A 12,138-nucleotide genomic window follows, 5' to 3' on the forward strand; every position below is an offset into this window, starting at 1 on the left:
TCACGGCCTCCGCGGCTCGTACGGCCCGCGGCCGTTGCCGCTCCCGGGCCGGTTGTCGTACGGGGAGCGCTGCCGGTCGTGCGGCAGCGGCAGGCGGTGCACCAGCTCGGCGACGATCGCGTCGGTGGTGCGCCGGGCCAGTTGCGCGTCCGCGGTCGGGATGATCCGGTGCGCCAGCACCGGCACCGCGAGGTTCTGGAGGTCGTCCGGGAGGACGTAGTCGCGGCCCTCCAGGGCGGCCACCGCGCGGGCCGTGCGCAGCAGTTGCAGGGTGGCCCGCGGGGACGCGCCGAGTCGCAGGTCGGGCGCCTCGCGGGTGGCGGTCACCAGGTCGATGGCGTACTGCTTGACGGCGTCGGCGACGTGCACCTGACGGACGTGGCCGATCAGCCGGCGCACGGTGGCCGCGTCGGCGACCGGCCGCAGCGCGGGCAGCGGGTCGGTGGCGCCGTGCCCGTCGAGCATGGCCAGTTCGGCGCTCGGGTCCGGGTAGCCCATCGCGATGCGGGCGGTGAACCGGTCCCGCTGCGCCTCGGGCAGCGGGTAGGTCCCCTCCATCTCGATCGGGTTCTGCGTCGCGATCACCATGAACGGGGTCTGGAGCTGGTAGGTCACCCCGTCGACCGTGACCTGTCGTTCCTCCATGCACTCGAGCAGGGCCGACTGGGTCTTCGGCGAGGCCCGGTTGATCTCGTCGCCGACCACCAGGTTGGCGAAGACCGCGCCCGGGCGGAACTCGAAGTCGTGGGTCTCCTGGTTGTAGACGCTCACGCCGGTGACGTCGCTGGGCAGGAGGTCGGGGGTGAACTGGATGCGGCGGACCGAGCAGTCGATGGAGCGGGCCATCGCCTTGGCGAGCTTGGTCTTGCCGACGCCGGGAACGTCTTCGATGAGGAGGTGGCCCTCGGCCAGCAGCACCGCCAGGGCGAGCCGGACGGTGGCCGTCTTGCCCGCGATGACCTGCTCGATGTTGGTCACGACGGCTTCGCTTGCGGCACGGAACTCGTCGTGCGGCAGCAGACCGCCCACCTCGTCCCAGGTCTGTTGTGTCACGGGCCTCCTCCTCGTCGCCGGAACGGCAGCTCTGTATAGAGCACCTGGACCCGCCGTTGGGTTCGCGACGCCGAGCCTCGTCTGCCGCACGCATCTCACTGGCCTCTCAGGCTAACCATGTTTCTCGTCAACGCCGACTCCCGCAGGTGGTCGCCCGGTTACACCCGGAATATTCGCCGGACGGGGGATCGGGGTACACTGCCGGGCATGGCCGGAGTGTTCCTGCTTCTTACCGAGCCGTGCTGATGCGCTGAACGCGCGACAGCACGGCCGCCCCTCCTGCGCGAGGGGCTTTTTTGTGCCCGCAGCAGACCTCCCACCACCTGAGACGAACCGCGCCGAGGAGACGCCATGAGTGAGGCAGCCGCACCGGCCACCGACATTCCCCCGTTCCGGTACACCGCCGCACTGGCCGACGAGATCGAGCACCGCTGGCAGGAGACCTGGGCCCGGGAGGGCACCTTCCACACGCCGAACCCGACCGGCCCGCTGGCCGATCCGGATCACCCCCGCGCGGGCGCCGAGAAGCTGTACGTGCTTGACATGTTCCCCTACCCGTCGGGCGTCGGCCTGCACGTCGGCCACCCGCTGGGCTACATCGGCACCGACTGCTACGCCCGCTACCAGCGGATGTCCGGCCGCAACGTGCTGCACGCGATGGGCTTCGACGCGTTCGGCCTGCCCGCCGAGCAGTACGCGGTGCAGACCGGCACCCACCCCCGCGCCACCACGTTGCGGAACATCGAGCGGTACCGGGCGCAGTTGCGCCGGCTGGGGCTGGGGCACGATGAGCGACGGTCGGTGGCGACCATGGACACCGACTTCTACCGGTGGACCCAGTGGATCTTCCTGCAGGTCTTCAACTCCTGGTACGACGCGGACGCGAAGAAGGCCCGGCCGATCGCCGAGCTGGTGGCCGAGTTCGAGGGCGGGAACCGTTCCACCCCCGACGGCCGCCCGTGGGCCGAGCTGACCGTGGCCGAGCGTCGCCGCGTCGTCGACGACCACCGGCTGGCGTACGTCTCGGAGGCGCCGGTGAACTGGTGCCCGGGGCTGGGCACCGTGCTGGCCAACGAGGAGGTCACCGCCGACGGTCGCTCCGAGCGGGGCAACTTCCCGGTCTTCAAGCGCAATCTGAAGCAGTGGATGATGCGGATCACCGCGTACGGTGACCGGCTGCTGGACGACCTGGACACGCTGGACTGGCCGGAGCCGATCAAGCTGCAGCAGCGCAACTGGATCGGCCGTTCGACCGGCGCGCACATCGACTTCCCGACCGAGGCCGCCCCGGTGCGGGTGTTCACGACCCGTCCGGACACGATCTTCGGCGCCACCTACATGGTGCTGGCGCCCGAGCACGAGCTGGTCGACGTGCTGACGCCGGCCGCCTGGCCGGAGGGGACGAAGGACGCCTGGACCGGTGGGCACGCCGGTCCGCGCGAGGCCGTCGAGGCGTACCGCAAGGCCGCCGCGGCCAAGACGGACGTCGAGCGGCAGGCGGACAGCAAGGAGAAGACAGGCGTCTTCGTCGGCGCCTGGGCGACCAACCCGGTGACCGGCGGGCAGATCCCGATCTTCATCGCCGACTACGTGCTGGCCGGCTACGGCACCGGCGCGATCATGGCGGTGCCCGCGCAGGACGAGCGGGACTGGGCCTTCGCCGAGGTCTTCGACCTGCCGATCGTGCGCACCGTGGCCCCGCCGGAGGGCTTCGACGGCAAGGCGTTCACCGGCGACGGGCCGGCGATCAACAGCGCCGCCCCGGAGCGGGGCGTCGACCTGGACGGCCTGGGGGTGGCCGACGCGAAGGCGCGGATCATCGAGTGGCTGGAGGCGAACGGGCACGGCGCGGGCGCGGTCACCTGGCGGCTGCGCGACTGGCTGTTCTCCCGGCAGCGTTACTGGGGCGAGCCGTTCCCGATCGTGTACGACGAGACAGGCGCGCCGATCGCGCTGCCGGAGTCGATGCTGCCGGTCGAGCTGCCCGAGGTGGACGACTTCTCGCCGAAGACGTTCGACCCGGAGGACGCCGCCAGCAACCCGGAGACCCCGCTGTCGCGGCGACGCGACTGGGTGGAGGTGGAGCTGGACCTGGGTGACGGGCCGAAGCGCTACACCCGGGAGACGAACGTGATGCCGCAGTGGGCCGGCTCCTGCTGGTACGAGCTGCGCTACCTGGACCCGGCCAACGCGCAGCGGTTCGCCGACCCGGCGAACGAGGCGTACTGGATGGGCCCGCAGCGACCCGGCGACTGCGGCGGCACCGACCTGTACGTCGGCGGCCAGGAGCATGCCGTGCTGCACCTGCTGTACGCCCGCTTCTGGCACAAGGTGCTGTTCGACCTGGGGCACGTCTCGTCGTTCGAGCCGTTCCGCAAGCTGTTCAACCAGGGCATGATCCAGGCGTACGCGTTCACCGACCCGCGCGGCGCCTACGTGCCCGCCGAGGAGGTCGTCGAGGTCGACGGCCGCTGGTTCCACGGCGAGACCGAGGTCCGGCGCGAGTACGGCAAGATGGGCAAGTCGCTGAAGAACGTGGTCACCCCGGACGACATGTGCGCGGCGTACGGCGCCGACACCTTCCGGGTGTACGAGATGTCGATGGGTCCGCTGGAGGTGTCCCGCCCGTGGGAGACCCGGGCGGTGGTCGGCTCGCACCGGTTCCTGCAGCGGGTATGGCGCACCGTCGTGGACGAGCGGACCGGCGAGTCGCGGGTCACCGACGCGCCGGCCGACGAGGCGACCCGGCGGCTGCTGCACAAGGTCGTCGACGGGGTCCGCGCCGACATGGACGGGATCCGGTTCAACACCGCGATCGCCAAGCTGATCGAGCTGACCAACGGGCTGACCCGGCTGGCCGAGACGCCCCGGGAGGTGGCCGAGCCGCTGGTGCTGATGGTCGCCCCGTTCGCGCCGCACCTGGCCGAGGAGCTGTGGCGCCGGCTGGGCCACGACACCTCGCTGGCGTACGCGGACTTCCCGGTGGCCGATCCGGCGCTGCTGGTGGCCGAGTCGGTGACCTACCCGGTGCAGATCAACGGCAAGGTCCGGGGCCGGGTGGAGGTGCCAACCGACGCGCCCGAGGAGACGGTCCGCGCGGCGGCGCTGGAGGCGGTCGCCGGCGCGCTGGCCGGCAAGGAGCCGCGCAAGGTGATCGTGGTGAAGGGACGGATGGTCTCGGTCGTCGCCTGACTCGCTCAGGGACTCGGCGGCGCCGAGTCCGGCCGGACCAGGTCGTCCGGCTCCGGCAGGTGGCGCCGCCGCCGCAGGCTGGTGGTGGCCGGGGTCGGTGGTGGCTGCGATCGGCCGGGACCGGAAGGTTGCTCCGTGCAGCCTACAAACTTGATGGCGCGGATGACTCGCTCGCCCGACGCGCGGGGAGCCCTCGTGTCTGAGTCACCTACGCCATCAAGTTCGTAGGCACGCCGAGGCAGGACCGGAGCGAGACGATGCCACCGCGGGACCGGGCCGGTGCGGCGCCGCGGGCAGTGCGGTGCCCCGCGGTCGCCGCCAGGTGACGCGGCCCGGGTCAGCTCGGGCCGAGCCGGCGTTGCCGTTCGGCCCGCCACCAGCGGTGGATGATCAGCACGCTGGCGATCAGGCCGAGGCTGGCCGGCGCCGCCGCGTACCAGTTGATCGAACCGGGGCTGCTCACCGCCGCCCCGATCGCGGCGTAGCCGATGGCGGTGGGCGCGGAGGCGATCACGCTGCCGGCCAGGAACGGCAGCACCCGGGCGCCGGTGGTGCCGTAGCCGTAGCTGACCAGCCCGAAACCGGCGATCGGCAGCAGCCGGACGGTGATCACCCCGAACACGCTCTGCCTGGCGAACCAGCCGTCGAGCCGGGCCAGCCGGCCGCGGACCCGCTCGGCCACGAAGTCACGGCCCAGCAGGCGGCCGACCGCGAAGCCGAGCGCCGCCGCGAGCAGCGCCGCGCCGAGCGCGTACGCGGCACCCTGCACCGGCCCGAAGATGGCGCCGGAGGCAAGCGTGACGAACGTCCGGGGCACCAGGGCCACCAGGAGAAGCGCGCCGCCGACGACGGCCGCGACCGGGGCGTACCCGCCGAGCGCGTCGGCGAGCCGGGGCAGGTCTGCCGCGTCCGGCCGGGGCGCCAGCAGCAGCGTGACGGCGAACCCGGCGAGCAGCAGGAGCAACAGCCCGAACCGGCGTGCCGACGGCTGCCTCAGCAGCCCGGCGAGCCGGCGGGTCACCGGTCGCCGCCCCGGAGGGGCGGCGCCGGTCATGCCCGGGCGGCGGCGGAGACCGCGGTGCGGCGCTCGGACCGGAGCCGGTCGGCCCAGGTGTCGTCGAGCGCGGGGAGCTGGTGGATGCCGGTCGCCCAGCGCAGCAGCAGGTCGGCCAGGTCGGGGTTGCGCGCCAGCGCCGGGCCGTGCGAATAGGTGCCGAGCAGCTTGCCCCGCCAGGCGCCCTCGGTGGCGCCGTCGTTGCCGACCCCGGCGGTGACCCGGGCCAGCGGCGACACGCCGGGGCCCAGGTGGGTCCGCCCGCCGTGGTTCTCGAACCCGGTCAGGTGCGGGATGCCCAGCCGCGGGTCGACCTCGCCGGCCAGCTCGCCGACCGCCCGGGTCGGACCCCGGTCGGAGGAGAGGTCGAGCAGCTCCAGGCCGGCACACCGGGTGCCCTTGGCGAAGAAGGAGGTGCCGAGCAGTTGGTAGCCGGCGCAGACGCCGAACACCACCGAGCCCTGGGCCACCGCCCGGTGCAGGCCGCCGTCGGCGTGCAGGCGCTGGGCGCCGAGCGCCTGCGGACCGTCCTCGCCGCCGCCGATCAGGTAGATGTCGGCGGTGGCGGGCAGCCGCTGGTCGGAGCGGACCTCAAGCACCTCGACCGGCATGCCGCGCAGTTGGGCCCGGCGGGCCAGGATCAGCGCGTTGCCCCGGTCGCCGTAGGTGGACAGCAGGTCGGGATAGACCCAGACGATGCGCAGGCTCTCAGTTGACACGGTCCAGCTCCGCTCGGATGTCCTGGAAGGCGGTGTAGTTGGCGATGACCTCCAGCCGGCCCGGCGGCACCGCGCGGACCGCCTCGTCGAACGTGCGCACGTGCCGGAACGGCACGCCGTTGACGTCGAGCCGCACCGCGAGGTCGTACGCCCGGTCGCCGGTGATCAGCACCTGCCGGCCGGCCAGCGGCGAGAAGTCGACGTCGAACAGCCACGACGTGTCAAGCCCGTCGGGGTCGCGCGCGTTGATGGAGAGCAGTGTCGGCGCGACGTCTGCCATGTCGAACGCCTCCAGCCAACTCGCCGGGTTCTTCGCCAGCAGCAGCCGGATGTTGCGCCCGTCCCGCTGGACCTGGGCGTACCGGCCGGCCACCGAGGTGACCGTGCCGAGTCGGGAGACCGCGTCCACCGGGCGTACGCCGAACTCGGCGGCGACCGCGAGCGCGGTGGCCGCGTTGCCGAGGTTGACCTTGCCGGGGAGCTGGAGCTGGATCTTGTGCCAGGCGCCGGTGGGGTCGAGCACGCCGTCGTCCTCGACCGTCCACTGCGGTTCGGGGCGGCGCAGCGGGCATCCGGTGCACCACCACTGCCCGCCGGAACGCTGGATGGTGGAGCCGCACTCGGGGCAGACCCACGAGTCGTCGTGCCAGCGCTGGCCGGCGCTGAACCAGGTGACGTGCGGTGGCACGTGGCCCTGGGCCGGGTCGGCCGGCGGGGTGGCGGCCCAGACCACCATCGGGTCGTCGGCGTTGGCGACCACCCGCACGTCGGGGTGCCGGACCAGGGCGGCGCGCCAGAGCTGCGCCATCATGGCGACCTCCTTGGCCCGGTCGAGCTGGTCGCGGGAGAGGTTGAGCAGCGCCACCACGTGCGGCTCGGTCGCCTCCAGCACCTGCGCCAGGTAGTGCTCGTCCACCTCCAGCACGGCGTAGGGCGTGCTGCCGGCCTTGGCCAGCGCCGAGGTGTGCCCGGTCGGCATGTTGGCGCCGAAGGCGTTGGAGGCGACCCGGCCCAGCACGCCGACCGCGGCGGCGGTGAGCCGGGTGGTGGTGGTCTTGCCGTTGGTGCCGGACACCAGGGCGATGGCGCGCCCGGCCGAGAGGTGGGCGAGCAGGTCCGGGTCGATCTTGAGGCCGATCCAGCCGCCGATCACCGAGCCGTCGCCACGGCCCGCGGCCCGCGACAGCGCCGCGGCGGTGCGCGACACGGAGCTGGCCACCTTTGCCCGCATGGGCATCTTCGCGTCCGTCACCCGAGCGAGGTTACCGGACCACGGGCGCCGCCAGATCGCCGCCGACGGTGAACCGTTCGGCCGGGGACGACGCGGTGGACGGCCGGACCGGGCTCGCCCGGACGGTGGCGGTCGATGTCGGGTAACGGACCGTCGGCGGGGGGCGTGCACCCCTCCACTCCGCCCCACCCGCATTGACGTGCGGTTTTATGCCGCGGATCGCCACGCCGACCGGGCGATTCTGGTTGCAGGTGGAGGGAAGTGGAGTAGAGTGGGGCGCGATGGTGAGGCCGGGAGGGCCACACCGGCCCGGGGGGTCAGCGGCGCCGCGAACGCCGCTCAGGGCGAGGGGGTTGGGCCGATGTTCCTCGGCACCCACACTCCGCGCCTGGACGACAAAGGCCGGTTGATCCTGCCGGCCAAGTTCCGGGACGAGCTGGCGGGGGGTGTCGTGGTCACCAAAGGGCAGGAGCGCTGCCTCTACGTCTTCCCGATGCCCGAGTTCCAGCGGATCGCCGACCAGTTGCGTGCGCAACCGATGACGAGCAAGGCGGCCCGGGCCTACAGCCGGGTCTTCTTCGCCAGCGCGCACGACGAGGTGCCGGACAAGCAGGGCCGGGTCACGATTCCCGGGCATCTGCGGTCATACGCGGCCCTCGACCGGGACCTGGTCGTGATCGGGGCGAGCACCCGGGTGGAGATCTGGGACCGGGCGGCCTGGGAGGCCTACCTCACGGAGAGCGAAGACGACTTCGCCGACATCGAGGAGGGGGTGCTGCCGGGCGGTCTGTAGGGCGTGACGGCGCCCGACGTACTGCGAGATCTCCAGCCGCTTTCGAGTTCCTGGCACCCCTTCCCCGGTGCCAGGCGCACGATCCGACACGGAGGGCCGCGGCCTCCGGCGGGCGGGGAGCGGATGGGGATCTGGCGGTATGGCGAGGCGTCGTGGCGACGACGGACACGTGGACGAGGACGGTTTCGAGCAGTGGGGGTCGACATGGGGGAGCTACGCGGCACGCACGTGCCGGTGCTGCTCGAGCGGTGTCTCGAGCTGCTGGCCCCCGCGCTGGGCCGCCCCGGCCGGACCGTGCACGTCGACGCCACGCTCGGCCTGGCCGGGCACGCCGAGGCGGTGCTCACGGCGCACCCGGGCACGGTCCTGATCGGTCTGGACCGGGACACCGAGGCGCTCGCCCACGCGCGGGTCCGCCTGGCCCGGTTCGCCGACCGGGTGCACCTGGAGCACGCCGTCTACGACGAGCTGCCCGAGGTGCTGGACCGGCTCGGCTACCCGGCGATCGACGGCGTGCTGTTCGATCTCGGCGTCTCGTCGCTGCAACTGGACGCGCCCGACCGCGGGTTCGCCTACGCGCAGGACGCGCCGCTCGACATGCGGATGGACCAGACCCGGGGGGTGACCGCCGAGGAGGTGGTCAACACCTACTCCCATCCGGATCTGGCCCGGCTGCTGCGGGTGTACGGCGAGGAGAAGTTCGCCGGGAAGGTCGCCTCGGCGATCATCCGGGAGCGCGAGCGGAACCGGATCACGTCGTCGGCCCGGCTGGCCGAGTTGGTGCGGGAGGCCATTCCCGCCCCAGCCCGACGAACGGGGGGACACCCCGCAAAGAGAACGTTTCAGGCTTTACGGATCGAGGTAAACAGAGAACTGGCAGCGCTGGAGACAGCGCTGCCGGCCGCTCTGGACAAGCTCACCGTGGGCGGCCGCATGGTGGTCCTGTCCTACCACTCGCTGGAGGACCGGCTCACCAAGCAGGCGCTCGCCGACCGGGTCCGCAGCAAGGGCCCGGTCGACCTCCCGGTCGAACTGCCCGGGTCGGGCCCGACGTTCCGGCTGTTGAGCCGGGGCGCGGAGCTTCCCGGGGAGGCGGAGGTGGCCGCGAATCCGCGCGCCGCCTCGGTGCGGCTGCGGGCCGCGGTTCGGCTCGATCCGGAGGCGACCCGGCAGGAGGGTACCGACCGCGAACGGTACCGCCGCCGGGTGAAGGCGATGCACCAACCGGGGAACGGGACGGACGAGGAGGGGGAGGGGACATGAACGTCGAGAAGCGCGACGGCCGGGGGGCCGTCGGGCAGCGCGCACCGCGGTCGGGGGGCCGGACCACGGCGCAGCGCACCACGCGAGACACGACGACGACGGCCGGTGGTCGGGAGGGGACCCGCGCCCGGGGGACGCGCGACTACCCGACCGAGGGCAGCGCCGCGCTGCGCCCGGCCGAGCGCAGCCGGACCACCGCGCCTGCGCCGCCGCGCCTGCGGGTCGCCCCGCCGCCGCCGATCCGGGTGCCGCGGGCGCCCTTCGTCGGGCTGATCCTGGTGCTCGTGGTCGGCGGGGTGCTCGGCATCCTGGCGGTCAACACCAAGATCAACGAGAATGCGTTCCGACTGGAGCGGCTCCAGCAGCAGCAGGCCAAGCTGGACGTGGACGAGCAGGAGCTGAAGAAGCAGATCGCCGACCAGGAGGCGCCGGGCAACCTCACCGCCAACGCCCGCAAGCTGGGCCTGGTCGAGTCCGCGGACCCGGCCTACATCCGGCTGCCGGACGGGGAGACGATCGACGTCCCGCTCCCCGGCGAGGTCGGGACGGCCGGCGGCCAGCAGGGCAACGGAGGCTGAGCGGTGCCGCCGAGATCTGACGAACCGCGCCGGGACCCCACGGGCTCCCGGCGCGGTTCGTCGCGTGGGGCCGAGTCGCGCGGGGTCGAGCCGCGGGAGCCGGGCGTCGGAGGGATCTCCGACGCCCGCGCGTACACCCCGCGCGGGCGGACCATCCGCGAGGGCGGCGCCGAGCAACGGCGTACCCCGCGCAGCAGCCGGTCCGGTGACCCGTTCCGGCCCGCGTTGCAGGTGCTCGACGGCGGCCGGGTCACCCGCGCCGGCCGCCGGGAGCCGGCCGCGGCCGGCGAGAGCGCCCGGGCCGGCCGGCGCGCGCCGACGACAGGCGGTCGCGCCGGCGTGGTGCGGACCGTCTCCACCCGCCCCCTGCGGGAGCCGTTCGACGACGACGAGGAGGACGCGCCGACACGGCGCCGGCCCGGCCCGCGCCGCCCGGCGGCCCGCCGGCCGGTCCGCAAGCCGCGCCGCCCGCCCCGGCTCGGCGACCCGGGCCGGCGGCTGCGCCTGGCCACGGTGCTGGCGCTGGCGCTGTTCGCCAGCATCGGCGTCCGCCTGGTCTATCTACAGACCGTGAACGCCCCGGCGTACGCCGACGGCGGCCTGTCCAAGCGGGTCGCCACGGTCGAGCTGCCGGCGCCACGCGGGGCCATCCTCGACCGCAACGGCCAGCCGCTGGCGCACAGCGTGGAGGCCCGGTACGTCTTCGCCGACCCGACCAAGGTCAAGGACCGGGACGCGACCGCGCGGGCGCTCTCCCCGCTGCTCGGGGTGCCCGCCCCGGACCTGGCCGACCGGATGAAGCCGAGCAAGCTGCCCGGCACCAACACCGACCTGGAGTTCGTCTACCTGGCCCGGGGTGTCGAGATCGGCACGGCCAAGCAGATCATGGCGCTCGACCTGGCCGGCATCGGCGTGCACCGGGACGAGCGGCGTGAGGTGCCCGGCGGCGCACTGGCCGCCAACATGATCGGCTTCGTCAGCCCGGACATGAACGGCCTGGAGGGGCTGGAGGCGAAGTACGACGAACTGCTGCGCGGCGAGGCCGGCAAGCGGACCTACGAGGTGGGCCAGGGCGACCTGGCCGCGCCCATCCCGGGCGGCTACAGCCTGACCACCAAGCCCGAACCGGGCAGCTCGCTCCGGCTCACCGTCGACCGGGACCTCCAGTTCAAGACGCAGCGGATCCTGACCAAGCAGCTCGCCCAGGTCAAGGGCAGCGTCGCCGCCGCCGTGATCATCGACGTACCCACCGGGGAGGTGCTGGCCCAGGCCAGCGAGCCCACCTACGACGCGGCCGACCCGACGAAGGTCAACTCGCCGGCCGACCGGGACGACGCGGCCACCAGCTTCGTGGTGGACCCCGGCTCGATCCACAAGGCGATCACCTACGGCGCCGCGCTCCAGGAGGGAGTGATCACGCCGAACACCACGTTCCCGGTGGCCAACACCATGGTCCGGGGCGGCGTCACGTTCGAGGACACCCACCACGCGGACGGCCGCGTGATGAGCATCCCGGGGATGCTCGCGTTCTCGTCGAACATCGGCACCATCGAGATCGCCGACAAGCTGGGCAAGGAGCGGCTGATCGACTACCAGAAGCGGTTCGGGCTGGGCCAGCCGACCGGCGAGGGCCTGCCCGGCGAGGCGTCCGGCCGGTTGCTCCCGGCCGACGAGTGGAGCGGCTCGGCGTACGGGTCGGTGCCGATCGGGCACAGCGTGGACGCCACGCCGTTGCAGATGGCCGCCGCGTACAACGCCATCGCCAACAACGGGACGTACGTGCAGCCGCACCTGATCAAGGAGACGATCGGGCCGGACGACACGCGGACCCCGGGCGCCGCGCCGACCACCCGCTCGGTCCTCAGCCCGGCCAACGCCGCCGCCCTGCGCCGGATGCTGGAGGCGGTCACCACCGTCGACGGCCCGGACGGGCGGGCCACCGGCCTGGCCGCCGCGGTGCCGGGCTACCGGGTGGCCGGCAAGACCGGCACCGGCCTGCGCTACGACAACGGCAAGCGGCAGCCGGGCGACGTCGGCTCGTTCATCGGGATGGCCCCGGCGGAGAATCCGCGGTACGTGGTGGCGGTCTTCGTCTGGAGTCCGGGCGGCGAGGGCGGGGCGGTCGCCGCGCCGGCGTTCCGCGAGATGATGGGCTTCACTCTCCGCCACTACCGGGTGCCGCCGTCACTCACCGACAAGTCCCCGAAGTTCGAGGTCTTTCCGCGCTGAGCGGGCCCGGCGGGACATCATCGGTG

At 73.2% G+C, this 12,138-nt stretch carries 9 protein-coding genes; 5 read left to right on the forward strand and 4 right to left on the reverse strand.

Annotated features, from left to right (window positions below):
• On the reverse strand, positions 1–1,053 hold the full coding sequence (locus SM450_RS19845; RefSeq protein WP_474621235.1) for an AAA family ATPase: 1,053 nt from the start codon (positions 1,051–1,053) through the stop codon (positions 1–3).
• Positions 1,054–1,404: 351 nt separating this feature from the next.
• Here SM450_RS19845 and leuS point away from each other — a divergent pair, with 351 nt between their 5' ends.
• A complete protein-coding gene (gene leuS / locus SM450_RS19850) occupies positions 1,405–4,245 on the forward strand; it encodes a leucine--tRNA ligase (protein ID WP_474621236.1) in 2,841 nt (946 codons plus the stop codon).
• 337 nt (positions 4,246–4,582) lie between these two features.
• Here leuS and SM450_RS19855 read toward each other — a convergent pair whose 3' ends face one another.
• Genes SM450_RS19855 through SM450_RS19865 form a run of 3 tightly spaced genes read right to left on the reverse strand, consistent with a single transcriptional unit; the run spans position 4,583 to position 7,255 of the window.
• A complete protein-coding gene (locus SM450_RS19855; protein ID WP_474621237.1) occupies positions 4,583–5,299 on the reverse strand; it encodes a TVP38/TMEM64 family protein in 717 nt (238 codons plus the stop codon).
• Positions 5,296–6,018: a type 1 glutamine amidotransferase gene (locus tag SM450_RS19860; RefSeq protein ID WP_474621238.1), complete on the reverse strand. Its 723-nt coding sequence runs from the start codon at positions 6,016–6,018 to the stop codon at positions 5,296–5,298. Before SM450_RS19860 ends, SM450_RS19855 begins: the two co-directional genes overlap by 4 nt.
• The gene (locus tag SM450_RS19865) at positions 6,008–7,255 is read right to left on the reverse strand and encodes a MurT ligase domain-containing protein (RefSeq protein ID WP_474621347.1); all 1,248 of its coding nucleotides are present in this window, start codon (positions 7,253–7,255) and stop codon (positions 6,008–6,010) included. The genes SM450_RS19860 and SM450_RS19865 overlap by 11 nt, the downstream gene beginning before the upstream one ends.
• A 355-nt stretch (positions 7,256–7,610) precedes the next feature.
• Between SM450_RS19865 and mraZ the strand changes: the two genes are divergently transcribed.
• From mraZ to SM450_RS19885, 4 genes are all read left to right on the forward strand, one after another.
• Positions 7,611–8,042: a division/cell wall cluster transcriptional repressor MraZ gene (gene mraZ, locus SM450_RS19870; protein WP_474621239.1), complete on the forward strand. Its 432-nt coding sequence runs from the start codon at positions 7,611–7,613 to the stop codon at positions 8,040–8,042.
• Between the two features lie 204 nt (positions 8,043–8,246).
• On the forward strand, positions 8,247–9,305 hold the full coding sequence (gene rsmH / locus SM450_RS19875; RefSeq protein ID WP_474621240.1) for a 16S rRNA (cytosine(1402)-N(4))-methyltransferase RsmH: 1,059 nt from the start codon (positions 8,247–8,249) through the stop codon (positions 9,303–9,305).
• Positions 9,302–9,883, forward strand: a complete 582-nt coding sequence (gene ftsL / locus SM450_RS19880) for a cell division protein FtsL (protein ID WP_474621241.1) — start codon at positions 9,302–9,304, stop codon at positions 9,881–9,883. The genes rsmH and ftsL overlap by 4 nt, the downstream gene beginning before the upstream one ends.
• A gap of 3 nt (positions 9,884–9,886) precedes the next feature.
• Positions 9,887–12,112 (forward strand): peptidoglycan D,D-transpeptidase FtsI family protein, encoded by a 2,226-nt coding sequence (locus tag SM450_RS19885; RefSeq protein ID WP_474621242.1) that lies wholly within the window; start codon positions 9,887–9,889, stop codon positions 12,110–12,112.
• Positions 12,113–12,138 lie beyond the last annotated feature (26 nt).

Source organism: Micromonospora marincola (genome assembly GCF_056150385.1).

Excerpts from the sequence above, each read along its gene's own strand:
- leuS (WP_474621236.1), top strand. The coding sequence starts at position 1,405 with ATGAGTGAGGCAGCCGCACCGGCCACCGACATTCCCCCGTTCCGGTAC.
- SM450_RS19855 (WP_474621237.1), bottom strand. The coding sequence starts at position 5,299 with ATGACCGGCGCCGCCCCTCCGGGGCGGCGACCGGTGACCCGCCGGCTC.
- SM450_RS19865 (WP_474621347.1), bottom strand. The coding sequence starts at position 7,255 with ATGCCCATGCGGGCAAAGGTGGCCAGCTCCGTGTCGCGCACCGCCGCG.
- mraZ (WP_474621239.1), top strand. The coding sequence starts at position 7,611 with ATGTTCCTCGGCACCCACACTCCGCGCCTGGACGACAAAGGCCGGTTG.
- rsmH (WP_474621240.1), top strand. The coding sequence starts at position 8,247 with ATGGGGGAGCTACGCGGCACGCACGTGCCGGTGCTGCTCGAGCGGTGT.
- ftsL (WP_474621241.1), top strand. The coding sequence starts at position 9,302 with ATGAACGTCGAGAAGCGCGACGGCCGGGGGGCCGTCGGGCAGCGCGCA.